The 26,447-nt window shown below is 72.3% G+C and carries 24 protein-coding genes and 1 tRNA gene; 10 read left to right on the forward strand and 15 right to left on the reverse strand.

Annotated elements, in window-relative coordinates:
* Positions 1-154: 154 nt before the first annotated feature.
* The 7 genes from pheA to ACLGIH_RS17095 all read right to left on the reverse strand — a co-directional run bounded on the left by pheA (position 155) and on the right by ACLGIH_RS17095 (position 7,634).
* Positions 155-1,087: a prephenate dehydratase gene (gene pheA / locus ACLGIH_RS17065; protein ID WP_416526108.1), complete on the reverse strand. Its 933-nt coding sequence runs from the start codon at positions 1,085-1,087 to the stop codon at positions 155-157.
* A gap of 90 nt (positions 1,088-1,177) precedes the next feature.
* A complete protein-coding gene (efeB, locus tag ACLGIH_RS17070) occupies positions 1,178-2,476 on the reverse strand; it encodes an iron uptake transporter deferrochelatase/peroxidase subunit (protein ID WP_416526109.1) in 1,299 nt (432 codons plus the stop codon).
* 8 nt (positions 2,477-2,484) lie between these two features.
* Positions 2,485-4,521, reverse strand: coding sequence for a copper resistance CopC/CopD family protein (locus tag ACLGIH_RS17075; RefSeq protein WP_416526110.1), 2,037 nt, complete (start codon positions 4,519-4,521; stop codon positions 2,485-2,487).
* A gap of 49 nt (positions 4,522-4,570) precedes the next feature.
* Complete coding sequence (locus ACLGIH_RS17080) at positions 4,571-5,083, reverse strand: copper chaperone PCu(A)C (RefSeq protein ID WP_416526111.1); 513 nt, start codon at positions 5,081-5,083, stop codon at positions 4,571-4,573.
* On the reverse strand, positions 5,080-5,730 hold the full coding sequence (locus ACLGIH_RS17085) for an SCO family protein (protein WP_416526112.1): 651 nt from the start codon (positions 5,728-5,730) through the stop codon (positions 5,080-5,082). Before ACLGIH_RS17085 ends, ACLGIH_RS17080 begins: the two co-directional genes overlap by 4 nt.
* A gap of 92 nt (positions 5,731-5,822) precedes the next feature.
* On the reverse strand, positions 5,823-6,629 hold the full coding sequence (locus ACLGIH_RS17090) for a YcnI family copper-binding membrane protein (RefSeq protein WP_416526113.1): 807 nt from the start codon (positions 6,627-6,629) through the stop codon (positions 5,823-5,825).
* A 180-nt stretch (positions 6,630-6,809) separates the two neighbouring features.
* Entirely contained in the window at positions 6,810-7,634 is an 825-nt protein-coding gene (locus ACLGIH_RS17095) for a hypothetical protein (RefSeq protein ID WP_416526114.1), read from the reverse strand.
* Between the two features lie 241 nt (positions 7,635-7,875).
* Between ACLGIH_RS17095 and ACLGIH_RS17100 the strand changes: the two genes are divergently transcribed.
* Positions 7,876-8,331 (forward strand): ATP-binding protein, encoded by a 456-nt coding sequence (locus ACLGIH_RS17100; protein ID WP_416526115.1) that lies wholly within the window; start codon positions 7,876-7,878, stop codon positions 8,329-8,331.
* 85 nt (positions 8,332-8,416) lie between these two features.
* On the opposite strand, the gene ACLGIH_RS17105 is transcribed toward ACLGIH_RS17100, so the two are convergent.
* Both ACLGIH_RS17105 and ACLGIH_RS17110 read right to left on the reverse strand, forming a co-directional pair.
* Entirely contained in the window at positions 8,417-9,880 is a 1,464-nt protein-coding gene (locus ACLGIH_RS17105) for an aminopeptidase P family protein (protein ID WP_416526116.1), read from the reverse strand.
* 142 nt (positions 9,881-10,022) lie between these two features.
* Positions 10,023-11,420: a PP2C family protein-serine/threonine phosphatase gene (locus ACLGIH_RS17110; protein ID WP_416526117.1), complete on the reverse strand. Its 1,398-nt coding sequence runs from the start codon at positions 11,418-11,420 to the stop codon at positions 10,023-10,025.
* A 674-nt stretch (positions 11,421-12,094) separates the two neighbouring features.
* Here ACLGIH_RS17110 and ACLGIH_RS17115 point away from each other — a divergent pair.
* Positions 12,095-12,760 carry a bifunctional DNA primase/polymerase gene (locus ACLGIH_RS17115; RefSeq protein WP_416526118.1) on the forward strand — a complete coding sequence of 222 codons (666 nt, stop codon included), beginning with the start codon at positions 12,095-12,097 and terminating at the stop codon, positions 12,758-12,760.
* A 337-nt stretch (positions 12,761-13,097) separates the two neighbouring features.
* A complete protein-coding gene (locus ACLGIH_RS17120) occupies positions 13,098-13,757 on the forward strand; it encodes a hypothetical protein (RefSeq protein WP_416526119.1) in 660 nt (219 codons plus the stop codon).
* A 257-nt stretch (positions 13,758-14,014) separates the two neighbouring features.
* Here ACLGIH_RS17120 and ACLGIH_RS17125 read toward each other — a convergent pair whose 3' ends face one another.
* The 3 genes from ACLGIH_RS17125 to ACLGIH_RS17135 form a co-directional block, all read right to left on the reverse strand.
* A complete protein-coding gene (locus ACLGIH_RS17125) occupies positions 14,015-14,977 on the reverse strand; it encodes a DUF5926 family protein (RefSeq protein WP_416526120.1) in 963 nt (320 codons plus the stop codon).
* Positions 14,978-15,130: 153 nt separating this feature from the next.
* A complete protein-coding gene (locus ACLGIH_RS17130; protein WP_416526121.1) occupies positions 15,131-15,769 on the reverse strand; it encodes an ATP-binding protein in 639 nt (212 codons plus the stop codon).
* A gap of 139 nt (positions 15,770-15,908) precedes the next feature.
* Complete coding sequence (locus ACLGIH_RS17135) at positions 15,909-16,736, reverse strand: glycerophosphodiester phosphodiesterase (protein ID WP_416526122.1); 828 nt, start codon at positions 16,734-16,736, stop codon at positions 15,909-15,911.
* Between the two features lie 303 nt (positions 16,737-17,039).
* Here ACLGIH_RS17135 and ACLGIH_RS17140 point away from each other — a divergent pair, with 303 nt between their 5' ends.
* Entirely contained in the window at positions 17,040-18,638 is a 1,599-nt protein-coding gene (locus ACLGIH_RS17140; RefSeq protein WP_416526123.1) for a S1C family serine protease, read from the forward strand.
* A 131-nt stretch (positions 18,639-18,769) separates the two neighbouring features.
* Here ACLGIH_RS17140 and ACLGIH_RS17145 read toward each other — a convergent pair whose 3' ends face one another.
* Positions 18,770-19,135, reverse strand: a complete 366-nt coding sequence (locus tag ACLGIH_RS17145) for a hypothetical protein (RefSeq protein WP_416526124.1) — start codon at positions 19,133-19,135, stop codon at positions 18,770-18,772.
* 264 nt (positions 19,136-19,399) lie between these two features.
* Between ACLGIH_RS17145 and ACLGIH_RS17150 the strand changes: the two genes are divergently transcribed.
* The 3 genes from ACLGIH_RS17150 to ACLGIH_RS17160 all read left to right on the forward strand — a co-directional run bounded on the left by ACLGIH_RS17150 (position 19,400) and on the right by ACLGIH_RS17160 (position 20,756).
* Complete coding sequence (locus ACLGIH_RS17150) at positions 19,400-19,681, forward strand: hypothetical protein (protein ID WP_416526125.1); 282 nt, start codon at positions 19,400-19,402, stop codon at positions 19,679-19,681.
* Between the two features lie 291 nt (positions 19,682-19,972).
* Positions 19,973-20,533, forward strand: a complete 561-nt coding sequence (locus ACLGIH_RS17155; protein ID WP_416526126.1) for a hypothetical protein — start codon at positions 19,973-19,975, stop codon at positions 20,531-20,533.
* Between the two features lie 138 nt (positions 20,534-20,671).
* Positions 20,672-20,756, forward strand: a tRNA-Ser gene (locus ACLGIH_RS17160).
* A gap of 95 nt (positions 20,757-20,851) precedes the next feature.
* Here the strand turns inward: ACLGIH_RS17160 and ACLGIH_RS17165 are convergent.
* The gene (locus ACLGIH_RS17165) at positions 20,852-21,520 is read right to left on the reverse strand and encodes a hypothetical protein (RefSeq protein WP_416526127.1); all 669 of its coding nucleotides are present in this window, start codon (positions 21,518-21,520) and stop codon (positions 20,852-20,854) included.
* A gap of 611 nt (positions 21,521-22,131) precedes the next feature.
* Positions 22,132-23,001: a bifunctional DNA primase/polymerase gene (locus ACLGIH_RS17170; RefSeq protein WP_416526128.1), complete on the reverse strand. Its 870-nt coding sequence runs from the start codon at positions 22,999-23,001 to the stop codon at positions 22,132-22,134.
* 364 nt (positions 23,002-23,365) lie between these two features.
* On the opposite strand from ACLGIH_RS17170, the gene ACLGIH_RS17175 reads away from it, so the two are divergent.
* The 3 genes from ACLGIH_RS17175 (at position 23,366) to ACLGIH_RS17185 (ending at position 26,418) form a co-directional block, all read left to right on the forward strand.
* On the forward strand, positions 23,366-23,692 hold the full coding sequence (locus ACLGIH_RS17175; RefSeq protein ID WP_416526129.1) for a hypothetical protein: 327 nt from the start codon (positions 23,366-23,368) through the stop codon (positions 23,690-23,692).
* A 382-nt stretch (positions 23,693-24,074) separates the two neighbouring features.
* A complete protein-coding gene (locus ACLGIH_RS17180) occupies positions 24,075-24,638 on the forward strand; it encodes a SigE family RNA polymerase sigma factor (RefSeq protein ID WP_416526130.1) in 564 nt (187 codons plus the stop codon).
* A gap of 124 nt (positions 24,639-24,762) precedes the next feature.
* Positions 24,763-26,418: a long-chain fatty acid--CoA ligase gene (locus tag ACLGIH_RS17185; protein ID WP_416526131.1), complete on the forward strand. Its 1,656-nt coding sequence runs from the start codon at positions 24,763-24,765 to the stop codon at positions 26,416-26,418.
* Positions 26,419-26,447: the final 29 nt, after the last annotated feature.

Below are 26,447 nucleotides of genomic sequence, written 5' to 3' on the forward strand. Positions count from 1 at the left end.
CCTGCGGCCCTGGGGGCGGAGATGGTGCCTGCCGGGCGATTTGTCGACTGAATCACGCTTCGTTGTCGACTTGTCCCCAGGTCGAGAAGCGGACCTGTGGATAACTTCTGTGGACAACGACAATCAGCCGATACGACGGCCGGCGCAGGACAGCTCAGAACCGGCCGTCCTGGCAGCGCGCCACCCAGTCCGCCGCCGCCACGAACTCCTCGTCCGAGGTGCCCGGATGCAGCGCACCCACCTCGGCCGGCGTCAGGCCCGCGCGGGGGTACGACCCGAGGAACCGCACCTGGAGGCAGATCCGCTTCAGCCCCATCAGGGCCTCGGCCACCCGCCGGTCGGAGATGTGCCCCTCGGCATCGATGCAGAAGCAGTAGTTGCCGATGCCGGCACCGGTGGGCCTGGACTGGAGCAGCATCAGGTTGATGCCCCGGGTGGCGAACTCACCCAGCAGGTCGCGCAGCGCGCCAGGGTGGTCGTCGCGCTGCCACAGCACGACGGAGGTCTTGTCGGCACCGGTCGGCGCGGCCGGCCGGGCGGGGCGGCCCACCAGCACGAACCGCGTCTGGGCGTTCTCGGCGTCGTGGATCCCCGTCTCCAGCGCCTCCAGTCCGTACCGGGAGGCGGCGAACTCGCCGGCGAAGGCGGCGTCGTACCGGCCCTCCTGGACGAGGCGGGCGCCGTCCGCGTTGGAGGCGGCCGACTCCCAGGCCACGTCCGGGAGGTGCGCCTTGAGCCAGTTGCGCACCTGCGGCTGCGCTGCCGGGTGGGCGGTGACCGTCTTGATGTCCGACAGCTTGGTGCCGGGGCGGACCAGCAGCGCGAAGGTGATCGACAGCAGCACCTCGCGGTAGATCATCAGCGGCTGGCCGGCGACCAGCTCGTCGAGGGTGGTGGTGATGCCGCCCTCGACGGAGTTCTCGATCGGCACGAAGGCGGCCTCGGCCTCGCCGGCCCGGACCGCGTCGAGCGCGGACTGGACCGACACGTACGGGACCAGCTCCCGGGTCGCCGCCTCGGGAAGGGTGCGCAGAGCGACTTCGGTGAAGGTGCCTTCGGGGCCGAGATACGCGTAACTGGCTGGCATGACCTCACCCTAATGGGCCCACGGAATCGCGGCCCTCGTGTCTCACCGGAGCCCCTCCCCTGGGTGACCCGTCCGCCCGGGGCGGAGCCGTCAGCCTTCGAGCAGCCGCTGCCCCACGTACTCACCCTCCGCCGCCCCGCCGGGCACCGCGAACAGGCCGCTGGCCTCGTGCCGGATGAACGCCGACAGCGCGTCCCCCCGGTCCAGCTTGCGCTGCACCGGCACGAAGCCGCGCAGCGGATCGGCCTGCCAGCAGATGAACAGCAGGCCCGCGTCGGGCACGCCGTCCGTGTCGAAGCCGTCGTGGTACGAGAAGGGGCGCCGGAGCATCGCCGCGCCCCCGTTCTGGTCGGGGCGGGTGATCCGGGCGTGCGCGTTGATCGGGACGACCAGGTTCCCGGCCTCGTCGGTCTTCTCCAGGTCCATCTCGGTGGTCTCGCCGCCTCCGGACAGCGGCGCCCCGTCGGACTTGCGACGCCCGATGACGCCCTCCTGCTCCCTGGCCGACAGCTTCTCCCAGTCGTCCAGCAGCATGCGGATGCGGCGTACGACGGCGTAGGAGCCGTTCGCCATCCACGCCGGGTCCTCGCCGCCCGACGCAGACACGAAGATCCGCTCGTCGAAGTCGGCCTCGCTCGGCTTCGGATTGCGGGTGCCGTCGACCTGGCCCATGAGGTTGCGGGTGGTCATGGGGTGGGCGGTGGCGCCCGGCGAGCGGTTGAAGCCGTTCATCTGCCACCGGACCCGGGCCGCCGATCCGGCGTCCTTCTGGATCGCCCGCAGGGCGTGGAAGGCGACCAGGGCGTCGTTGGCACCGATCTGCACCCACAGGTCGCCGTTGCTGCGCGCCTTGTCGAGGTGGTCGGAGGAGAAGTCGGGCAGCGGGTCCAGGGAGGCCGGCCGCTGCTTCTCCAGCCCGGTCCGGCCGAAGAAGCTGTGACCGAGGCCGAAGGTGACGGTGAGGGAGGAGGGCCCCGCATCCCGGGCGACGGCAGTGTCGTCGGAGCCCGACGGCTCGCCCGCCATCAGCCGCCGCGCGGTCTCGGACCAGCGGCGCAGCAGTGCCGCGGCCTCCTTGCGGCCGGCGCCCGCCGCCAGGTCGAAGGCGACGAGGTGGCCGCAGGCCTGCATCGGGGTGGTGATGCCGGGCTGATGTTTCCCGTGAAACATCACCTGATCCGCGCCGAGCGAGGTCAGCGGCGTCGCCCTGGAGGGCGCGGCGGCGTATCCGGTGGCCGCGCCCGCCGCGCCGAGCACCAGGCCGGTGGCACCGGCGGTGCCGAGCAGCCGGCGACGCGAGATGCCGCCCGGTGACGGGATCTGGCCGGCGCCGGGGTCACCGGCCGCCGCCTCGGGGGTGCGGGCCTGTGGAATGGACTGGTCAGCCATGGTGCGGTTCAGCCGATCTGCGCGTTCTTCTTGACGGTCACCTGGTCGATGTCGGAGGTCCGCACGGTCACGGCGACCTCCCAGTCGCCGGCCATGGGAATCTGCACTCCGCCGGCCGACCAGTGTCCGGTGGTGATGTGGTCGGGGACGACGGGCAGGGGCCCGATGTCCTGGGACTCCAGGGTGAAGGCGATCTTCACCTCGGGAATGTCGACGGGGCGTCCGTCCGGCCGGGTGGCGTAGACATGGACCTCGTTGGCGCCCACGCGCGCCGGGTCGAGGTCGATCCGTACGACGCCCTTGCCGTCCTTGCCGCCGGTGTCGTACGGCATGTCCAGGGTCAGTGCCCCGGACGGGGCGGCGGACGACGACGATGACGAGGAGGACGACGACGTGGCCGCCTTGGCCTCCTCCACCGTCCGTCCGGGTTCGGTCTGGGTCAGGGCGGTGGTGACGGCGAGCAGGACGACGGCGACGCCGGCCTCGGCGAGTACGGAGCGGCGCAGTCCGAAGCGGTGGGGGTCGGCGTCTCGCAGCCGCTTCAGGCGTGCGGCATCCACCGCGGCCCGCTGCCGGGCGAGCTGCGCGGCCCGCTTGGCGTCGGTGGGCTCGGCAGCGGTGTGCCGGTCATCGGTGGGCTCGGCAGCCATGGGCCGGTCATCGGTGCGCTCGGCATCGTTGCTCTCGGCTTCCGCTTCCGCTTCCGCTTCCGCTTCCGCTTCCGCCTCCGCCTCGGCCCCGGCGGACGCGGGCACGGCGGCGGCACGAGCCCCCACCTGTTCCTTCTCCTCCGCGTGCACCTTCACCACACCCGGCACCGCGTCCGCCAGCCGAGCGGTCCACCGCCGGGACGTGAACGCGATGCCGACCAGCACGACCACGAGCCCGAGCTTGACCAGCAGCAGCTGTCCGTACCGGGTGTCGGTGAACGCCGTCCAGGAGCCCAGCTGGCGCCAGGACTGGTACACGCCGGTCGCCACCAGGGCGACCACGCTGCCGAAGGCGAGCCGCGAGAACCGGCGTACGGCGGACGACTCGACCGGCGTGTCCGCGGGCGCCCGGTACAGCGCGACGAGCAGTGCGGTGAGCCCGCCGAGCCAGGCGGCGACACACAGCAGGTGGACGATGTCGACGGGCATGGCGATGCCCGCCTGGAGCCCGACCGAGGCGTGCTCGGACATCGCCCAGCTGGCCGCGAGCCCGGCCGCGACGACCGTCCCGCCGATCGCGAGCCCGAAGGCCAGACCCCGTTTCTCGGCGTCCTCCCGCTTGTCGTACGCCCCGAAGAGCACGGCGACGAACAGCGCCGCCGCGGCGAGCAGCAGCAGCCGGGACACGAGGGCGGCGCCCGTCTTGGTCTGCAGCACCTGCCCGAGCAGTTCCAGGTCGAAGACGTCTCCGACCTTCCCGGAGCCGGTGTAGGAGCCGCGGAGCAGCAGCAGGACCAGCGTGGAGGCGGTGAGCGCCAGCCAGCCGGAGACCACGAGCCGCTGCACGGCCCGCACCCCCGACCCGCGCGGCCAGCAGGCGAGCACGAAGGCGGCGCCGCCCACCAGCACGGTGAACCCGGCGTACGACACGTACCGCCCGAGGCCGTACAGCAGTCCGACGACCCCACCGCCGGCCTGCTGGCCGGAGACCGAGACGGAGGTCTCGGACGGGGCGCCGACGGAGAAGGTGAAGGCACCGGCGACGGGGTGGCTGTCGGCGGACACGACCTGGTAGGCCACCGTGTACGTGCCGTCGGGCAGTCCCGCGCGCAGCTTCACGGCGTACGTCGTGCCGTCGGTGCCGGACGGCTCGCCGTCGTCGACGCGCTTGCCCTTGGGGTCGAGGACGCGCAGCGAGTCGGAGTCCAGTGACACCGTCTCGGAGAAGGTCAGCGACACCTGGGCCGGGGCCTTGTCGACCACCGCCCCCTGCCGGGGGTCGCTCCCGGTCAGCGCGGCGTGCGCGGATGCCGGGCCGGCGGCGGCCAGCAGCGCGCAGGCCGCGGCCAGGAGCAGCACCAGGGTTCTCACCCGCGGGGCGATGGTCTGCGTCAAGGTGGTCCCTCCCTCGGTGACCGGAGCGGCCCGGAGCGTCCGGGGCGGTTCAGTGCCCCGAATGTCCGGAGTCGGGCCGGTACGTGGCCGGCTTCACCGGCAGTTCGACCGTGACGGGGTCGGAGTGGGCGAAGTGGAGTTCGATGGAGACGGTCTGACCCTGCTTCGGCTTGCGCTTCAGCTTCTCGAACATCAGGTGGTTCCCGCCGCTCCCCAGCACGAGCCGGCCGTGCGCGGGGATGGGGAGGCTGTCGACCTCCTGCATCGTTCCGTCGGCCGTCTCGTGCACGGTGACCTCGCCGATGTCGCTGGTGACCGAGGTCAGCCGATCCTCGGCGCCGCCGTCGTTGGCGATGGTCAGGAAGCCGGCGGCCAGGTCGGAGACCGGCTGCGGCATGTAGGCGGCGCTGACGGCGAGGTCCGCGCCCTCGTCCGGCCCCGGGCCGTCCGACCCGGAGCCGTCCGAGCCGCAGCCCGCGAGTATCAGGGCGCCGGCCACGGCCGCGGCGGGCACGGCGGCGGCCCGGCGGAAGCCGGCGGACCGGCCGAACCGGTACCTCACGGCTTCTCCCCCTTCATGATCTTGGGGAGGCCCTTGCTGTAGTCGCCGACCTGGGCGTCCTCGTCGTAGAGCACGTACCCGGCGTCGGTCTTCGGGGAGAAGGCGACGACCCGGGTGCCGTGCATCGAGACGACCTTGCCGTTCTTGTCCTTGGTGGGCGCGTCGATGGAGATGCCGATGGAGCGGGCACCGGCCTGGATGGTGTCGAAGTCGCCGGTCAGGCCGATGAAGTCGGGGTCGATGCCCTTGAGCCACTCGCCGAGCGCGTCGGGGGTGTCCCGCTCGGGGTCGGTGGTGACGAACACGACCCGCAGCCGGTCCTGCTCCGCCTTGGGCAGTTCCTTCTTGGCCACGGCGATGTTGCTCATCGTCAGCGGGCAGACGTCGGGGCAGTGGGTGTAGCCGAAGTAGATCAGGGTCGGCTTGCCCGCGGTCCGCTCTCGAAGGTCGTACTGCTTGCCGTGGGTGTCGGTGAGGACCAGGTCCGGCTTGTCGAACGGCTTGTCGAGGACGGTGGCCGCCTTCTGGGTGGTGTCCTCGGACACCATGGTGACCGGCTTGTCACTGTCGTTGCCGCTGCCGCAGGCGGACAGGGTCAGAGAGGCGGCGGCGAGCAGCGCTGCCGCCGCGAAGGTCTTCTTGCGCATAGAGAAATGTCCCAGATGTGAGGTGCTCCGGTGCGCACCGGGGTGCCCGGACCGTAGCCCGGACCCCGGTGCGCACCGGACGAGCAGGTGGGTCAGGCGGTGCCGCGCCGACGCCCGGCGAGCACGCCGTAGGCCACGCCCGCCGCGCCGACGACGATGCCGACGACGCCCAGGACACGGGCGGTGGTGTCGGTGCCGTCGCCGGAGCCGGCGTCGGCGGCGGCGGTGTTCCGGGCGGCCGGCTCGGCGTCGCCACCGGCCTCCTCGCCCGAGGCACCCGAGCTGCCCGAGCCGCCGTGGGCGTCGTCCTCCGCGGCGGACAGTGCGAGCACGGGGGCCGGGTGCTCGGGCTCCTCCTGGCCCTCCTGCGGCACCTCGATCCAGCGCACGACCTCCTTGTTGGAGTACGTCTGGATCGCCTTGAACACCAGCTCGTCGGTGTCCTCGGGCAGCGCGCCGACGGACACCGGGAACTTCTGGAAGAAGCCGGGCCGGATGCCGTCCCCGTCGGCGGTCCAGGTCACCTTGGTCACGGCCTCGGTGATCTTGTTGCCGTGCGACTCGATCGGCTTGTCCAGCTTCCCCTTGGTCACCTTGGCCTTCCAGCCGGGTACCGGCGCCGGCATCACCGACGACAGCGGGTGGTCGGCGGGGAAGGTGACCTCCAGCTTGGTGGTGGAGGCGTTGTCCCGCTCGTTGGGGACCTTGAAGTTGACCGTCGCGTAGCCGCCCTTGGCGGCCGTGCCCTCCGGCTGCACACTGACGTGCGCGAAGGCGGGGGAGGACAGGACGAGGACGGCGGCGCCGGCGAGGGCGCCGACGGCGGCGAGGCGAGTGGCCTTCGAAGCCGCCGGAGACGAAACGTTCAGGGACGAAACGTTCAGGGACGAAACCTTCATGGACGGAGCACTCCGCTTCCGTGAGGCCCGGTGCAGTGCACCGGTGCGGGAACAGGACGGTGAGCGAGGCGCGGGCACGGCCGAAACGCATGCACGCGCGCGTGCCGCATGACGGCGGCCCGTCCGTCCCCGGCATGTCTCCGGACATGCCGGATGTGGCGGAGCGGTGGTCGCGTCGTGTCAGGCGGCGAGGGCGAGGGCGACGGCGGGCGGGCCGCGCCGGATCACCGTGTGCTGGAGTGCGGTGGTACGGGGGGCGGGCGGCGCGAGCACGGCGGTACGCGGCAGGCGCGCGTCCCCCTCGGGGGCGTCCGGCAGCCCGGCGCACAGCGCGCGAACCAGCGCGAGCGCTCCGCGCAGGGAGCGTACGAGGGTTTCCTCGGCGACCGCGTGCGCCGACTGCGCCGACAGGTCGACCAGGCGTGCCAGGGCCAGGTCTCCCCGGCGCAGCAGCCAGCCCGCGGCCGCCGCGGCGAGCACGTGGCCGAGCAGCATCGGCAGCGACGGCAGCAGCGAGGCCGAGGGGTCGACGGTGGCGGACAGGGCGTCCGTGTGCTGGTGCGCCCCGGCGCCCTCGACGGCCCGCGCGTCGGCCAGGATGCGCTCCGCCTGGGCGGGGCTGATCGCCGCCGCGCCGGCTCCGCACACCAGCCGTGCGGCCTGCTGTACCAGGGAGGCGTCGGACAGGGATCCCGCCGACTGCGCCGTCGCGGTGACCGCCGTACTCCCGTGCTGCCCCAGCCCGAACAGCGAGTGCAGCACCAGCTGTCCGGCCGCGAGCAGTGCGGCGATGCCCGGCAGCGAGCGCTCGCGCCCGGCGAGCGGTGCCGCCACGACGGCCACCCCGAGGAACCCCGCGCCCAGCGACCACAGCGGAACCGCCGCGCAGGAGGCGAGCGTGTGCCCCGCCGCGGCCAGCACGACGCAGACCGCGGCGAACACCGCGGCCCGCAGAATCCGGAGATCGTGTCCGGAGCGTGCCGAAGGCGGGTGGGGGGCAGTCATGGCGGGCTCATCATCGCACTGGCTCCGCCGGCACCGTACGGCAGGTCCACAAGATGCCCTGTGTGCGGTACGACCGGAAGATCACGATCCGTCCGGAGTGGCCGTCGTGCGTCCGCGCATACACCGGCCGCCGCGGGGACGCATCCGCCGTACGGGCGGTGTTGCGCCGCGACGGTGCTTACGCCCGGGCGCGCGGGGCAATACGTAACGGTATGTCGAGCCGCGGCCGGGAGGCTGGAGCATGAGCATCTGGTGGTCACTCCATTTGCGGCGCGAGGCTGCGAGCGTGCCCCTGGCCCGCCGCCTGCTGCTCGGCACGATGGAGACCGCGGGCGTCGACCCCGACATCTCCTACGACCTCTCCGTCGCCCTCAGCGAGGCCTGCGCCAACGCCGTGGAGCACGGCGGGGACAGCGGCCCGGAGGGCTGCGAGGAGGCGTACCGCGTCACCGCCTATCTGGACGGTGAGCGGTGCCGCATCGAGGTCGCCGACACCGGCCCCGGGTTCTCCGCGGCCCCCGCGGCCGCACCGGTGCGCTGTGCGGGCGGCGACGCCGAGAGCGGACGCGGTCTGTGCCTGATCAGAGAGCTGGCCGACCACGTGCACATCGGCAGCACCCCGGGGCGTGGCGGGGCCGTGGTCAGCTTCGACAAGATCCTCAAATGGCGGGAGGACGCCCCGCTGGTGGCGGTGTGACCGCACCACCCGCGAGACGCACCACCCGCGAGACGCACCACCCGCGAGACGCCCACCCGACACCTGAATCGTCAGGGCCCCGGCGTCAGCCCTTCAGGGCGGCCATCCAGGCCTCGACCTCGTCCGACCGCCGGGGCAGCGCGGCCGACAGGTTCCGGTTGCCGTCCTCGGTGACGAGGATGTCGTCCTCGATCCGCACACCGATGCCGCGGTACTCCTCCGGCACGGTCAGGTCGTCGGTCTGGAAGTACAGTCCCGGCTCGACGGTCAGCACCATGCCGGGCTCCAGGACGCCGGCCACGTACGTCTCGGTCCGCGCGGCGGCGCAGTCGTGGACGTCCATGCCGAGCATGTGCCCGGTGCCGTGCAGCGTCCAGCGGCGCTGCAGGCCCAGCTCCAGCACCCGCTCGACCGGGCCCTCGACCAGGCCCCACTCGACCAGCTTCCCGGCCAGTACGCGCTGCGCGGCGTCGTGGAAGTCCCGGTACTTGGCGCCCGGCTGCACGGCCGCGATGCCGGCCTCCTGGGCCTCGTACACCGCGTCGTAGATCTTCTTCTGCAGCTCGGTGTAGCGGCCGTTGACCGGGAGCGTGCGGGTGACGTCGGCGGTGTAGTACGTGTGCGTCTCCACGCCCGCGTCGAGCAGCAGCAGGTCGCCGGAGCGGACCGGGCCGTCGTTGCGCACCCAGTGCAGCGTGCAGGCGTGCGGACCGGCGGCGCAGATGGAGCCGTAGCCGACGTCGTTGCCCTCCACGCGCGCGCGGAGGAAGAACGTGCCCTCGATGTAACGCTCGCTCGTCGCCTCGGCCTTGTCGAGGACCTTCACGACGTCCTCGAAGCCGCGCACGGTGGAGTCGACGGCCTTCTGCAGTTCGCCGATCTCGAACTGGTCCTTGACCAGCCGCATCTCGGAGAGGAAGACGCGCAGTTCCTCGTCGCGCTCGGCGGTGACCTTGTCGGTCAGCGCAGCCTCGATGCCGGCGTCGTGGCCGCGCACGACGCGCACCGGGCCAGTGGCCTCGCGCAGCGCGTCCGGCAGCTCGCGCACGTCGGAGACCGGGATTCCGTACAGCTTCTCCGCCTCGGTGAGGGAGTGGCGGCGGCCGACCCACAGCTCGCCCTGGCCGTCCAGCCAGAACTCGCCGTTCTCGCGGTCGGAGCGGGGCAGGAGGTAGAGCGTGGCGTGGTGGCCCTCGGCGGCCGGCTCCATGACGAGCACGCCGTCCTCGGTCTGGTTTCCGGTGAGGTAGGCGTACTCGACCGAGGCGCGGAAGGGATACTCCGTGTCGTTCGAGCGCGTCTTCAGGTTGCCCGCGGGGATGACCAGGCGCTCGCCGGGGAAGCGCGCGGAGAGCGTGTCGCGCCGGGCGGCGGTCTCGGCGGCCTGGGCGATCGGCTCCAGGTCGTGCAGCTCGGTGTCGGCCCAGCCGGACTTCATGTTCTCGGCCAGTTCGTCGGACACGCCCGGGTACAGGCCGTTCTTGCGCTGCTTGATCGGCTCTTCCTCAGTGGTTTCCGGGGTCTCCGGGAACTCCTCGGCCACGGTCATCCTCCTTGATACGGCACTGGACCACCCCCCATCGTACGGTCGGGCGGAAGGGGGCCCAGGGCCGAAGGACCTGTTACACCGTGGGCCGCAGGACGGGACCGCCGTCCGCTGTCCGGACAGCCGTCCCAGGGTGCGCCGTCCGTTATTCGAACCGCACGGCCAGCAGTACGACGTCCTCCTCGCCGTCGCTCGCGTCCAGTCCGTCCGGCAGCACCGTGCGCAGGACGTGTTCGGCGACGGCGTCCGGGTCCTGCCGCGCCGCCCGCGGTACGCCGGCCGCCGCCGCGTGCAGCCGGGCGAAGGCGCGGTCGGAGGCGTCGCCGGTGCGGTGCAGCAGCCCGTCGGTGTACAGCAGAACCGTCTCTCCGCGTTCCGCCTGCACCTCCACGCTCGGCGCCTCCCAGCACGCCAGCATGCCCAGCGGCGCGGACACGGACGTCTCGACGAACTCCGTGCGCCGCTCGCCGACCAGCAGCGGCGGGGTGTGCCCGGCACCGGCCAGCGTGATCCGGCGCAGCGCGGGCTCGCAGTAGCCGAACAGGGCGGTGGCCGAGCGGGCCGGCTCGGTCAGCCGCAGCAGCAGCTCCAGGTCGGACAGGACGGCCACCGGGTCCTCGCCCTCCATCACGGCGTACGCCCGCAGGGACGCGCGCAGTCGGCCCATCGCCGCCACCGCGCTGGGTCCGGAACCGGTGACGGAGCCGACGGCCAGCCCGAGCGCGGCGTCGGGCAGCGGCAGCGCGTCGTACCAGTCGCCGCCGCCGCGCGGGCCGGTGCGGTGCCGGGCGGCGAGCTGCACGCCGGCGACCCGGGGCAGGCGCGAGGGCAGCAGTTCCTCGGACATGGTCGTCATGCACGCGCGCGTGCGCTCGACCTCCAGCAACCGGGCGAGGTGCTCGGCGGCGTAGCGCGCGTAGAGCCCGACGAGGTGCCGCTGCCGCTGGAGCGGCTCGGCCGGCTCGTCGTAGAGCCATACGGCGGCCCCGAGGCGGCCGGCGTGGTCGGTGCGCAGGGGGAGCGTGTAGCCGGCGGCGTAGCCGAGCCGGACGGCGACCTCGCGGTGCCGGGGGTCGAGTTCCTGCTCGGCGAACAGGTCGGGTTGCGCGATGCCCTCCTCGCCTCCGGCCAGGCCTTCCAGGACGCGTCCGTACGCCACGGCGGCGCGCGGCACCGTCTCCAGGTGGCCGAGATCGGCGCGGGTCAGGCCCAGGCCGACGGTGGTGTCCGGGCCGAGTCCGTCGCCCGGTTCCAGTACGACGAAACCGCGCCGGGCGCCCACCAGGGCGGCTCCGGCGCGCAGCAGCTCCTGGAGCGCTTCGGCGAGGGTGTGGGTGCGGGCCAGGCGTTCGGTCAGCTCATGCAGGGTCGTGAGGTCCGAGACCCAGCCGGCGAGGCGGTCCTGGAGCAGGGCGCCCGGGGCGCCGGGGGAGGTGGGCGGGGGCAGCGGGGAGGCACCCGTGGCCGCGGACGCGACAGTGTGTGCGGGGGCGGGAACCACAGAATCGATTCCGGCCACTTTCGGAGGGTGCGGGGCGTTCATGGCAGCCGGCTTTCCGACCGGCGCTTACTGCTCAAAAGCATCGCAAACCCCCATGTCATTCTGCGTCGCTAGCAGTGTCTCCACATGTACACGCACTCGTGAGGAGATGTCCAGCATTGTCCTGCTGGGATTCCTGGTGTCCGTGGGGTTCAAGGGACCTCCTTCGCACCCCCTTGCGAAAATGTAAACTTGGCTTGAAACTGCCCTAGAGGACGGCTTGTTGCGGTCGACTGGGGGTGCTCCACGGAGCGTCACAACGGTCGTGATGGGTACGTACTCGGTGAAGGCCAGGGGTGGTTGGGAACCGCCCGGAACCTGGCGCGGCACCCGGGCGTCCTATCCACCGACGACCGAGCCCCATCCTCCCGTGGCGGAGGCGGCAAGAAATACGCGGGACGGCAAAACGCCAGACTTCGCCACCCCCGCGCCACGCCCATGCTTTTGCCAGACGCAGTATGGACGTAACGGCCGGAACAGCCGTAACGGTCGCAGTACCGGGACGGCCCGACGGCCGCGGACGCAGTCAATGCTCGGCCCCTCTGGGGTTTATTGGGGTTCCCCCTGTCTCCGGCGGGGGTGTGATGCGCCAACAGCTACGCACAGCGAAGTGATCGAGTCATGGTGTGATGCGGCCCACGGTGTTGCCAGCGTGCAACGGAAAGGAACGAGCGCTCATGCGCGAGATCCTCGGAAGGCGACGCAGGCCCCTGTCCAAGCGCGGTGACGGGGGGCCTGACCTGATCAGCGCGGCCCTGACCTACGCGACGGAATGGCAGTGGCCCGTCCTCCCGGGCGTGGCGGCGGATCCGGAGCGGCAGGGCCGCTGCGGTTGCCCCGACCCCGAGTGCACGGTGCCCGGCGCCCATCCCTTCGACCCGGGCCTCCTCGCGGCCACCACCGACGCGCGCATGGTCCGCTGGTGGTGGGCCAACCGGCCCGCGGCGCCCATCGTCCTGGCCACCGGCGGCAAGGCCCCGTGCGCGGTCTCGCTGCCCGCCCTGCCGGCCGCCCGCGCCCTGGCCGCGCTGGACCGCAGGGGCATGCGGCTCGGCCCGGTCGTCGCCTCCTCCGCCCGCTGGTCGTTCCTGGTCAAGCCGTACTCCATGGAGCAGCTGGGCGAGCTGCTCTACGCCAAGGACTTCGTCCCCGGCTCCCTCCGCTTCCACGGCGAGGGCGGCTATCTGGCGCTGCCCCCGTCCGAGACCGGCCGGGGAGCCGTCCGCTGGGAGCGCGCGCCGCTGCCCGGTTCCGCCTCGCCCTGGGTGCCGGACGTGGAGGCCGTGGTGGACGCGGTGGTCGACGCCCTCACTCGTACGGGTGTGAGCGCACCCGAGTTGTAGGGGTGTCGGGCGCGGGCGGGCCCGGCGCCCGCCCGCGGTCGTTATCGTCCGCTCCATGCCGCTTGATCCCGCGGAGCACCGCGTCCGTCCCGAGGGGCACCGGGCCCGACCCGAGGCGTACGGCGTTCATCCCGGTGCGTACGGCGATCGTCCCGCGGCCTACGGCGCTCACCCCGCGGCCTACGGCGCTCACCCCGCGGCCTACGGCGCTCACCCCGCGGCCTACGGCCTTCGTCCTGAGGCGTACCGCTTCCGCCCCGGTGGCCACCGGGCCGCGTCGCCGCGAGACCGCGTCGGGCGGGGCGGGCGTGCCGGGGGTGCCGGGCCGGACGACCGCATGCTCCGTCTGCTCGCCCTGGTGGGCGTCGTGGCGTGCGCGGTGGTGCTGCCCTACGCCGTGGCGACCGCGGGGTCCGGGGAGACCGGTGGGTCCGGTCGGCCGGGTTGGTCCGGTCGGCCCGGGGAAGCCGCGGGAGATGACACGCCGGCGCGTGACCGAGTCGACGGCAAGGCGGCCGCGCCCGGCTCCGATGACGGCCGGCCGGGCGGTCCCGGCGACGGCCGGCCGCGCGGCCCCGTGGGCGGACCGGCTTTCGCCGCCGGGTCCGCGCCAGGCCTCCGTACTCCGACGGCGCTCGACCCCGGCCCGGCCACCGCCGTGCGCTGCGGCCCCGAGCTGGCCTCCCCCGGCGGCATCGAGGCGCAGACCTGCGTACTGAACCAGGGCGAGGAGACCTGGGCGCGCATCTACTACCGCAACGCGACGGGCGACGCCCTGGACGCCGTACTCAGCCTCATGGGGCCCGGCGACCGCACCCTGCGGACGCGCTGCGCCGTGGGGGCCGAGGACGAGCCGGGGACCTGCGAGACGCCCCGGCAGCGCACCCGCGGCGAACCGTCGGCGTACACCGCCGTGGCGGAGTTCGCGGACCGCGCCGGGTACGGGCCGCTCCTGTTGCGCTCCGGGAGCAACCCACCCGGGGAAGCGGGCAGTTGACGCGCGGGTCGCGGTCGGTGAGGCGCCGGGCGCATGAAAAGGCCCGGTTGCTGGCGACGGGGGATGCACCAGCAACCGGGCTACTGAAACGGTAACAAGAGATCGGCGGTTAGCAAATTCGATCACCGCGTTTCTGGTCACCGACTGGCTTGTCTCGACCGGGAGTTGTGCATCCCTGTGACCGGAGTCACCCGTCCCTCGAGCCGGGCTCCAGCTGATCGGTCGGTCAGTGGGAGCCCGGCCCGCGCGGCCGTGCGTCAGCTGAGCGTGACCTGGCGGTTGGTGAGGCCGCCGCGCGCCCGGCGCTCGTCCGCCGTGAGCGGCGCGTCCGTGGCCAGAGCCTCGGCGAGGCGCTCGGCGAACTCGGCCGCCGGCTTCTCCACGTCCTGCGCCGTGACCTCGCTCGGCAGGTCCCAGACCGGGACGGTCAGTCCGTGGGCGCGGAAGGAACCGACGAGCCGCGTGCCCTCGCCGAGACTGGAGCGGCCCGCCGCGTGCAGCCGGGCGAGAGCGTCCAGAAGCTGCTCCTCCGGGTGCGGCATGACCCAGCGCAGGTGGTTCTTCTCCGGCGTCCGGCACCAGTAGGCGGCGTCCACGCCCTGCAGCCGGACGGTCGGGATGGCGGCGGCGTTGGCCCGCTCCAGCGAAGCGGCCACCTCGGGCGTGGCGTTCTCCGCGTCCGGGACCCAGAACTCGAAGCCCTCGTGCACCACCGGCTCGAAGGCGCCCTCGGGGTCGAGCAGGTCCTGCAGCCGGGGGGCGTCGGCCGGAGCGCGGCGGGACTGCACCGGGGAGCCCGGGTCGGCGGTCAGGGCGCGCTGCAGGGTGTCGGCGAGGTCGCGGCTGATGTCGCCGGACGCCGTGTCGTTCTGCAGGCCGATCAGGACCGAGCCGTCGTCGCGGCGCAGGGCCGGCCAGGCCATGGGCAGGACGGTGGCCAGCGTGACGGACGGGACGCCCTCGGGGAGGCCGTCCTTGAGCGTCAGCCCGACCGTGGCCGCCGGCACCAGCTCGCGCAGCGCCACCCAGTCGCACTCGCCGGGCAGGCCCTCGAACGGGCGCTGCACCAGCTCGGTCACGGCCTGTGCGGCGGCCCGGCCGTGGCAGGCCTTGTAGCGGCGGCCGCTGCCGCAGGGGCAGGGCTCGCGGGCGCCGACGACCGGGATCTCTCCCTCGATCTGCGGGCGCTTGGCCTTCGTCTGGGCTCGCTTCTTGGCCATCGTGGGTGTCTCCCGGTTACGGCTCTTCTCGTACGGGCGCGAGCCTAGCCGTTCACACCGCGGCCGACGGGCCCCTGTGGACAACGAGGCGGCCGGCGGCACCGGTGGGCAACCGGGGAGGGCGTGCCGGAAGCCGGAAGCGAGGGTCTCGGGTCAGCCCAGCTCGTCGAACACGTCCGCGAACTCCAGGCCCGGTATCTCGGACACCGCCGGGGCCGCGACCCGCGTGGCGAAGTCGTCGCGGCGGTGCCCGGCGTCCGGGTCGTGCACGTCGCCGTGGACGACGACCCAGACCGTGACCTCGCCGCGGGCATCGTCCCGTACGCCCCAGTCGTCGGCCAGCGCGGTGATGATGTTCAGCCCGCGTCCGCCGTGCGCCGTGACCGACGGGGTCGCCGGGGCCGGACGGGTCGGGCCGCCGCCGTCCGTCACCTCGACGACGAGCCGGCCGCCGGCGTCCACCCGCCACGCGGCGCGGACGTCGCCGTCCCCGGCCAGGGCATCGCCCAGTGGCCGGCCGTGTTTGCAGGCGTTGCTGAGGAGTTCGGAAAGGATCAGTACGGCGTCGTCGATGACCGATTCCGCTACGCCGCTCCCGCGCAACTGCTCACGCATGCGGTGCCTTGCTCTCCCCACGCCCGCAGGGCCATGGGGAACGGCCATGCTCGACGACGTGGGCACCTCCTGTGCCACCACCAACGCCACCCCCGAGACCTCCTTCGCCCCACGCCACGGTGTGAATGCCCCATTGGCCTGAACCGGAAACCGGCCGATCCCCGTACGGTGACGCATTCGACACGACCGAACACGTTCCGAACGCGCCTGAGCACTCCCCGTAATCGCGCCGTCATTCTGTGGCTTGATTTCATCGGTGTGGCCGAGACCGGAGAATGGGGCAGACCGGGGTGCCGGGTCAAGGCCTCGGGACGGTTCAGCGGCCGAGGTGGTCCAGTACGGCGCGTGGCCGGTTGGTGATGATGGCGTCCACGCCCAGGCCGGCGCAGAGATCCACGTCGGCGGGCTCGTTCACGGTCCACACGTGCACCTGGTGGCCGGCCTGCTTCCACCGGTCGACATACGTGGGGTGGTTGCGCACGATCCGGATCGACGGGCCCGCGATCCGGACACCCGGGGGCAGCCGCCCGTCCCGCAGCCGGGGTGAGACGAACTGCATCAGATGGACGGTCGGCAGGGTGGGGGCCGCGGCGCGCACCCGGTGCAGCGAGCGCGCCGAGAAGCTCATCACGCGCACCTGCGACTCCTCGGGGCGGGCCGGGGCGTCCAGTCCGAACCGCTTCAGCAATATCAGCAGCCGCTCCTCCACCTGGCCGGCCCAGCGCGTGGGGTGCTTGGTCTCGATGGCCAGCTCCACCCGCCGGCCCGCGTCGGCCACCAGCGTCAGAAGCCGTTCCAGGGTGAGGACGGAGGTCACCTCCCGGTCCTCGGGCCGGTGTTCCCATTCGAGTTCCTCGCCGCGGGCGGCGATGGCCTTGCGCATCTTCCAGGAGCCGAAGTCCAGGGCGGCCAGATCGGCCAGCTCCAGCGCCGAGACCGCCCCGCGCCCGTTGGACGTACGATTCACCCGGCGGTCGTGGACGCAGACCAGATGGCCGTCCGCGGTCAGCCGGACATCGCACTCGAGGGCGTCCGCCCCGTCCTCGATCGCCTTCCGGTACGCGGCCAGCGTGTGCTCGGGGGCGTCCTCCGAGGCTCCGCGGTGGGCGACGACTTGAATCCGGTGCTGCCGTGCGTGGGTCACCGCGTCATGGTGCCACCGCGCGGGGGTAGGCGTGTCGGCGGAGGGGTCGTTGTGGCGCCCGATTGATCCTGGATGTCCTATATAAGAAACGACTGCGGACCCACAGCAACCGCTTATGGTGCTCTGACGGCCCGTGGGAAAAGCTGACGACATACAAAGACGTACGACAAGAGCCTGCCCAGCTGCATCGCGTGCATCGCGCCGGACCAGCGCGCACGCGCGTGGCCGAACGGCACGCACGCGCGTGGGGCCGAGGGCGGCCCAGTGTGACCGAACAACAGCCGTGGATCGAGGAGAGAAGCTGTGAGCACCGAGAACGAGGGCACCGCGGTACCCCCGGCCCCGTCCGCACCCCCCGTGCCGGTGGACTCTCCCGCAGCCTCCCCGCAGCCGCCCGCTCCCTCGGCGGACGCCCCCGCCACCCAGAGCTCGCCCCCGGACGCCTCGTGGCCGCCGCCCCAGCCGCCGACCGCCCCGTCGGCGCACGGCACGGGACCCGGCGGCGGTGAGACCCACGAGCACGAGCACGGCCACGAGCACGGCCAGGGCCAGGGACCCGGTCCCGGCCATGGCGCCGGACCCGGCGGACCGGGGCCGGGCGGACCGGGCGCGGGCGGACCCGGGGCGGGTGGTTACGGCCCCGGCGGCTATGGCTATGGCTCGGGCGCGGGCGGCTACGACCCGAGCGGCTACGGCCCCGGCGCGGGTGGTCACGGCCCGGGAGGCCACGGACACGGCCCCGGCGGCTGGGGCTCCTCGTACCAGCCCCCCGCCCCCAAGCCCGGCCGGGGGCGCGGCGGGCTGGTCGCCGGGTTCCTGATCGCCGCGCTGGTCGCGGGCGGCCTGGGCGGCGGCCTCGGCTACACCCTGGCCAAGAACAACGACGGCACCGGCTCCACCACGGTCTCCGCACCCGACACCGGCGGCTCCCTCAAGCGCGACGACGGCACGGTCGCGGCCGTGGCCGCCAAGGCGCTGCCCAGTACGGTCACCATCCAGGCGGAGAGCAACAGCGGCGAGGGCGGCACCGGCACCGGCTTCGTCTTCGACAAGCAGGGCCACATCGTCACCAACAACCACGTGGTGGCCGGCGCGGTGGACGGCGGCAAGCTCACCGCGACGTTCGCCGGCGGCAAGAAGTACGACGCCGAGGTGGTCGGCCACGCCCAGGGTTACGACGTCGCGGTCATCAAGCTGAAGAACGCCCCCTCGGATCTCGACCCGCTCCCTCTGGGCAACTCCGACAAGGTCGCCGTGGGCGACTCGACGATCGCCATCGGAGCCCCCTTCGGCCTGTCCAACACGGTGACGACGGGCATCATCAGCGCGAAGAACCGCCCTGTGGCCTCCAGCGACGGCAGCGCCGGCAGCAAGGCGTCCTACATGAGCGCCCTGCAGACCGACGCCTCGATCAACCCGGGGAACTCCGGTGGGCCGCTGCTGGACGCCAAGGGCAGCGTGATCGGCATCAACTCCGCGATCCAGAGCGCGAGCAACGGCCTGGGCGGCACCGGCCAGGCCGGTTCGATCGGCCTGGGCTTCGCCATCCCGATCAACCAGGCCAAGTACGTCGCCCAGCAGCTGATCAAGACTGGCAAGCCGGTGTACGCGAAGATCGGCGCGTCCGTCTCCCTGGAGGAGACCACGGACGGCGCGCAGATCACCGAGCAGGGCGTCGGCGGCTCCGAGGCCGTGGAGCCGGGCGGGCCCGCGGACGACGCCGGTCTCAAGCCCGGCGACGTCATCACCAAGCTCGACGACCGGGTGATCGACAGCGGCCCGACCCTGATCGGCGAGATCTGGACCCACAAGCCCGGCGACAAGGTCACGGTCACCTACGAACGGGGCGGCAAGGAGCGCACGGTGGAACTCACCCTGGGCTCCCGCATCGGTGACGACTGACCCCCACGCGCGCGTGCGGCCCGGCCCCCGCACCGCCGGTCATGGACGGTGCGGGGCGCGGTGTGCGGGGCGGGCTGCCCGAGCAGCCCGAGGGAACGGTCCTGAAAACCGTAGGGACGTGAAGCCGTGGATCAGCGTCCGGCGGCTTTGCCGAGATGCTTGATCTTCTCGAACGGGTAGGCACCCACGATCACCACGGCCAGGCCATGGAGCGCGAAGACCACGAGCCCCCAGGTGGAGACCGACTTACCGCCGTCGCTCAGGATGACGCTGCCGATCGGCACCAGCGGGGCGAAGCCGAGTACTGCGGCCCCGGTGCACCAAAACGCCACCAGGCCGTTCGCCCGCCGGCGCAGCACGGGGTCGGCCTTCACTTCTGCGGGGACCTCGTAGCCGTCGGACCTGTCGCAGACCTTGCCCCGGTACCCGACGCGGGCTGCCAGCGAACCGGCCACGCCCAGCAGGAGGAAGCAGCCGAAAAGGAACATGTAGGCCATGGCTCCCCCATGAACTCGTCGTGCCGGGCGGGTCCTGTGGGATGTACTCGATGACGAAGGCGATCACCGTGTTGACGGCCGGACCAGCGACAATGTGGGCACCCCCGGACCGGGCTGTGCTCGCGTCCCGGCCTGACCTGAGCGGAGCGGAGCAGTGCCATGGCATGGATAGTAGGCGCGGGCGTGTTCTTGGGTCTGCCGGCGATCGGATCGGGTCTCGTGACCCTGCGGACGGGGTGGCTCCTGCCTACCGCACGCCGCCACGTGACCAGGCCACGACTCCATGGTCTCGGCACCCTGCTCATAGGTGCCTCACCCCTGCTCCTGGGCCTCTTCTGCTTCGGGCTCCTGCCGAGTGCTTCCTGGGAGGCCCGCTTCTTCGGCGGAAACGCTCTCCTGTTCGCCGGGCTCCTCCTCATCGCCCTCAGCCAGACGCTGCGCTCCGCAGGACCCGGCGACGGTGACGGTGCCGTGGAAGACGCGGGCCCGGACGTATCCGGACCCGTGGTGCACCACCACGCCCGAAGCACGGGCGACGGCCGGTAGGCGGTATCCGCTCCGCCCCAGGTGGGCCGGGGCGAGGGTGGGTTGCCCGAGCGGCCTGAAAGAACGGTCGTGAAAGACGGCCCCTCCTGGCATGGACGGCAGCGGTCAGGATGGGACAGGCGGTGGGCGGGACGCCTGCGAATTGCCGGGCTGGTACCCCGCCCCCGGGACTGGGGTGGGGGGAACTGCTGGCCTTGGTGTTTGTGTTCGTTGCCCGTCCCGGGAAGAGTTCCGTCCCGGGGACGCCGTTCGCGGCGATGGCGTGGGGGCAGGGGCAGCGAGATGTGTGTGATGGACGCGGCGGTCAAAGAGGCTGCCGTCGCTCGGTTCGTCCGCGAACATCCGCAGGTGGAGCGAGCTGCGTGCGACCACCCCGCGCTGCTGGGCTGCGCCGATGTCGACTGGTCACGGATCCCCGGGTGCCCTGCCGGGATCCCGGTCCTGCTCCGCGGTCTCCTGGATGAGGAAGTCGGCCCCAAGGCCCTGCCTGTGCTGGGCAATGTCTTGATGAACAGCGTCTTCCACGTGAGCGCCGCGATGCCGGCTGCCCTGCCCTTCCTGATCCGCCTGGCAGCCCTCCCTGACATCGCGGTGCGGCCCGGACTGGTCGACCTCCTGGTCGTTGCCGCAGCGCTGTCTCCGCCCGTTGACGCCGACGATGAACGCCAGGTGCTGCTGTACGGGAAGGACTGCGATCACCCGGAACGCGAGGGGTGCAGGGACGTCTTCGCCGCACACGCTTCTGCCCTGCGCGCGTTGCTGGAGGACGTAACTCTTCCGGACGGACTGATCAGCGCAGACGACCGGGAGTGCCTGCTCAAGGCTGCGGAGCAGCAGCGCTGCCCCTCCTGACGACCCGCAGGCCGGCACTGCCGCCCGTGGAAGGACCTCGTGGTGCGGAGCCAGTGGGCCCCGCGTGGGCCAGGGACCCCGCCCGAGGCCGGAGGCCGGTAGGCTGTACCCGCTCCGCCCCAGGTGGGCCGGGGCGAGGGTGGGTTGCCCGAGCGGCCTAAGGGAACGGTCTTGAAAACCGTCGTGGCGCAAGCCACCGTGGGTTCAAATCCCACACCCACCGCAGTGATGGACGGCCCCCGACCAGGCGTTACGGTCGGGGGCCGCCGTCATGCACACCGCCCGGCGGGCACCGCAGTTCCACGCGATGGCGGGGGCTCAGGATGCGCTGCGCGGAGTGCGCACCAACAGGCCAATGCCAGAGGTCGAGGTTTCCGCGGTCAGGGCGAGCGGACTGATACTGAGTTCGGTGGCGATGTCCGGTGCCATGTGCATGGTCTCCATTGCCCACTCCTCTTCGTCCGCCTCCGTCTCGGTCGCCGCATCCCAACTTGTGGCAAGCCCCAGGGCCTCTCGTCGGGAGCGCTCGATCGGCAGCGGTTCGCCCAGTGTCAGGCAGTGGTCCTCTCCCTCGCCGGTCTCGCAGTAGCGCCGCACGACCGCTCCGTGCTCCGTGACCAGCCAGGCCGACCCGGTGCCCTGAGCGCCGTAGCAGTAAGCCTGTGCCTGGCCGTAGCGGGCGCTCAGTTCCTGGCACATGCGCAGCACATCGTCAGAGCGCTCGCTGCCGCAGGGGTCGCACCATCGCCCGATGACCAGGGTCCACCCGTCGAGCTCCGGGCTCACGTACACCCGGCCAAGCCTCTCGGTCCCGGAATGGCTGTCTTCGGCGACGGCCTCTTCGGCGCAACTGAAAGAGACGGGTACCGGGTCCGTCAGCCCCAGTACGGACATGACTCCGGGCTGATCCGCGGTCGGTACCGCCATCCAATGGAGCCAGCACGTCAGAAACGGCCTGGGCAGCAGATCAGAGGTGGGTGTGGTCACGGCGGCAGGCTTGCACACGCTTCCGATGAGCTGAAGCGTCATCGCTGACGGGCCCTGTCCCGTCAGCGATGCGCGTCTGTTCATGATCCCCGGCGGCAAGTCCTGGTGCGTGACCAGTGGTGCGAGGCGTACGTCGGCCCCGCCGTAACGGCTGCCGGGCCGACCGGCGTCGACTCGCACGGACGAGGCGTGGGGCTGCGGAAATGTGCTGTCGGAATGGTGTGCCTGGCTAGGCTGTTCCCGCCCCGGGTGCTGACAAGTTCGGGGACATGGGCCGGTGATTTCGGTGTCCACCCCTGCCATTGGCGGGGCCGCCGCAGTGCGGGGGATCACCGGTTCCCACACGTCCACCTCGCCTCCCTGGGGCACGTGGCGGCACGACGGCGAGGGCGGCGGCTCCTCCGGGGCGCTCGCGCCGCCTGGCCTGCGCCGCGGCGTCTCACGTCGGTGGTGGCAGCCTCCATCGCCGCCTCCATCGCCGGCCACCGTGGTGGCTCAGTGGGTGTCGGGCGGAGTTCGTGCCGGCACGCCGGTGCCAGGTGCCGGTGGCGTCGCGCGCCCTGGGCGCACGGACCCTGGGCTCACGGGTCATGGGCTCACGGACCCTGGGCTCACGGGCCGTGGCCCGTCATGCGGGCCGCCGATGCGATGGTCGCGCGGGCCTCGCGTTCGGACAGGCCGGTGTGGAGGGCCGCGTCGACCAGGGAGTCCGCCAGGGCCGGGCCGATGCCGTCCTCGTAGGCGCGGCAGGCCGCCCAGAACAGGCGGGTGTTGCGCTGGCCCTCGTGGGCGGCGAGGACGAACTGGACGAGCCCCTGGCCGTGGCCGCCGGCAGACGGGGGCGTGGGGTGGTGCGTGCGGGGCGGCGGCGGGAGGAGCAGCCGCAGCAGGGCGCGTGGGCAGCGGGCGGGGGCCAGGTGGGCGGTGCCCGGCGCGGTCGTGTACGTCCCGTGCCGGGTGCGGGAGCCGGGGCCGACGAGGTAGCCGCCGGCGCCGCGGACGTCGATGCCGGGGGCGAGCCGGCCGGCCGAGTTGGGGACGACGACGTCGGGCGGGCCGGACAGCCACAGGTGGCGGCCGCCGCTGGGGGTGATGACGACCACGGTGGGCGGGATCGTGAACAGGTGGCGCAGGGCCAGTTCGCGCAGGGCGGCCGAGGAGTCGGTCTCCGTCTTGGTGTCGAGGTCGACGCCGATCAGGTGGTGCGGGGGGAGCCCGCAGGCGATGCCGTAGCCGGTGGCCCAGGGCGCCGCGGCGAACAGTTCCCGGATGCGGGCGGGGTCGGACGAGGCGTCGTAGATGCCGTGGCCGAACCGGCCGCACTCGCCGTGGCAGTGCGCGGGGCCGGGGTCGTCGCGGTGGGGTGAGGGCAGGGCCGGGAGCTTCGTCCGGGACAGAGGGATGACGGCCAGCCCGTGTTCGGCGGCTGACAGGGCGTGTGCGAGGGCCAGCGTCGTGGCCTGCCGGTCGGTGGTGGCCATGCCTTCATGTTCGTACGTACGTTCGAAAAAGGGAAGGGGTTCGCGCGCGACACGCCGGGGGGCGGTGAAGGGGCGGACGTTCTGCCGGAACGCTTCACCTCTTGTGACGCTTGGGGTGTAGGTGTCCTGCCTGCCCACAGCTGGGAGGCAAGGGAGCCAAAGGGGTTTATCGACTTGTCCTCACGCTTGAGGGCGAATCAGGGCTTCCGGGGTGGTTCGCCGGGGATTCGTTGGGCAACTCTGATCACGCGACGTCGTGCACAACACCGAGGCGGACGGCCAACTGCCCTGGTGACAGGCCTGGTTCAGGTATTTCTCGCGCTGTCGGCAGCAAGCCGGGTGCGCACCTTTCTGGAGGAACAACATGGCAAGCATCCGTACCGCCCGCGTCATCGCCGCCGTCTCCGCCCTCCCGCTCGCCGCCGCCCTGTTCACCGGAGTGGCCACCGCGGACAACGGTGCCTTCGCGGACAACGGATCGAGCGCGACCGCCTCCGAGGCGTCCGCCGGCATCATCGGCAGTGGCGTCGGCGGCGACAACAACGGCAACTCGTCCACCACGCAGCAGCAGGCGGTCGGCTCGGGCGCCTCGAACCAGAGCAACACCGCGCAGGTCGACGGTTCCGCCTTCACGGCCATCAACCAGGGCAACGAGAACGTCGCCGTCAACTTCACCCCGCTGTGGTGGTGAGCTGAGGGGCCGGTGACGGTAAGGGGTTGCCGGTACCGGTCCCTCAACTCCTGTGGGTGTGCTTCATGGGGTCGTACGACGTCTGTGCGGCGGTGCTGCTTCGGCGGCGCCGCCGCACAGGCGTTTCACCGCCCGGGTGCGGAGCCCGGGTGCGGCCCGGGTGCGGCCTGGGTACGGCCCGGGTACGGCCGGGGAACGGCCCGGGTACGGCCGGGGAACGGCCCGGGAACAGCCGGGGACCTCAGGGTCGAACCCCCACTCGCCCTCCACCCCGGTCCACCTACAGGAGGTGCAGCCGGCCCCACCCCTACAACCTGAGGCGGACTCCGCTTCGGGACCTGCGGCCGATCCGGCACCGCCCTCTCGCTTCTAGCGTTGAGCCATGACCACACCCGTCTGCACCAGCGCTTCGGACGCCGCCACACCGGTGGCGACGCAGACCGTCCCGTATCCGTCCTTCGCCTCGTACGTACGGGCCCGCCAGCCGGTGCTGCTGCGTACCGCCCGGTCGCTGACCGCGAACCCGAGCGACGCGGAGGACCTTCTGCAGACCGCACTCACCAAGACGTACGTCGCCTGGGAGCGCATCGAGGACCACCGCGCGCTCGACGGCTATGTGCGCCGGGCGCTGCTGAACACGCGGACGTCGCAGTGGCGCAAGCGCAAGGTCGACGAGTTCGCCTGCGAGGAGCTGCCCGAGCCGGAACCCGTGCCGGGCGCCGGCGACCCCGCGGAGCGGCAGGCGCTGCGGGACGCCATGTGGCGGGCGATCATGCGGCTGCCCGCCCGGCAACGGGCGATGGTGGTCCTCCGGTACTACGAGGATCTCAGCGAGGTGCAGACGGCCGACGTGCTCGGAGTGTCGGTGGGCACGGTGAAGTCGGCCGTCTCCAGAGCCCTCGGCAAGCTGCGCGAGGACCCTGAGCTGGGGTTTGTTCGATCCTGAGCTCTCATGTCGCCCCCTGTCGGCTGATCGATCATCGGCCCTCCTAGTGACATACCGAGCGGTATGTGCGCAGAATCGGCGCAACCCTTACCGCCGCGTAGGCAATGTCGCCCAGGAGGACGCCGTGCTGAGCACCATGCAGGACGTACCGCTGCTGATCTCCAGGATCCTGACCCACGGGTCGACGATCCACGGCACCTCCCAGGTGACCACCTGGACCGGGGAGGGCGAGCCGCACCGCCGCTCCTACGCCGAGATCGGCGCCCGCGCGGCCCAGCTCGCGCACGCCCTGCGCGAGGATCTCGGCGTTGCCGGCGACGACCGGGTGGCCACGCTCGCCTGGAACAACGCGGAACACGTCGAGGCGTACTTCGCGATCCCCTCCATGGGCGCGGTCCTGCACACCCTCAACCTCCGCCTCCCGCCCGAGCAGCTGGCGTGGATCGTCAACCACGCGGCCGACCGGGTCGTGGTCGTCAACGGTTCGCTGCTCCCCCTGCTCGCCCCGCTGCTGCCGCACCTGAAGCCGGTCGAGCACGTCGTCGTCACCGGCCCCGGCGACCGCTCCCTGCTGGACGGCGCCACCGTCCGGGTGCACGAGTACGAGGACCTGATCGCCGGGAAGCCGACCACGTACGACTGGCCGGAGCTGGACGAGCGCCGGGCCGCCGCCATGTGCTACACCTCCGGCACCACCGGCGACCCCAAGGGCGTCGTCTACAGCCACCGCTCGATCTACCTGCACTCCATGCAGGTCAACATGGCCCAGTCGATGGGTCTGACCGACGAGGACACCTCCCTGGTCGTGGTCCCGCAGTTCCACGTCAACGCCTGGGGCCTGCCGCACGCCACCTTCATGACCGGCGTGAACATGCTGATGCCGGACCGCTTCCTCCAGCCCGGCCCGCTCGCCGAGATGATCGAGAGCGAGAAGCCGAGCCACGCCGCCGCCGTCCCCACCATCTGGCAGGGCCTGCTCGCCGAGCTGACCGCCAGGCCCCGCGACGTCTCCGCCCTCACCCAGGTCACCATCGGCGGCTCCGCCTGCCCGCCGTCGCTGATGGAGGCGTTCGACAAGCTGGGGATGCGGGTCTGCCACGCCTGGGGCATGACGGAGACCTCGCCGCTGGGCACGATCGCCCGCCCGCCGGCCCACGCCGTCGGCACCGAGGAGGAGTTCGGCTACCGGCTCACCCAGGGCCGCTTCCCGGCCGGTGTCGAGGCCCGGCTCACCGGCCCCGGCGGCGAGCGCCTGCCCTGGGACGGCGAGTCCGCCGGCGAGCTGGAGGTCCGCGGCCCGTGGATCGCCGGCGCCTACTACAACGGCCCCGACGCCGAGCCGCTGCGCCCCGCCGACAAGTTCAGCGAGGACGGCTGGCTGAAGACCGGCGACGTCGGCACCATCTCCCCCGACGGCTTCCTCACCCTCACCGACCGTGCCAAGGACGTCATCAAGTCCGGCGGCGAGTGGATCTCCTCGGTGGAGCTGGAGAACGCGCTGATGTCCCACCCGGACGTCGCCGAGGCCGCCGTCGTCGCCGTCCCCGACGACAAGTGGGGAGAGCGCCCGCTGGCCACCGTGGTCCTGCGCGAGGGCGCCACCGCCGGCTTCGAGTCGCTGCGCTCCTTCCTCGCCGACGAGGGCAAGATCGCCAAGTGGCAGCTCCCCGAGCGCTGGACGATCATCGAGGCGGTGCCGAAGACCAGCGTCGGCAAGTTCGACAAGAAGGTGCTGCGCAGGCAGTACGCGGCGGGCGAGCTGGACGTGACCCAGCTCTGACCCGGGCTTCGTCCCTCGCCCTCAGGGCC

The sequence above is a fragment of the Streptomyces hamibioticus genome, from assembly GCF_047946815.1.
Lineage (GTDB): Bacteria > Actinomycetota > Actinomycetes > Streptomycetales > Streptomycetaceae > Streptomyces.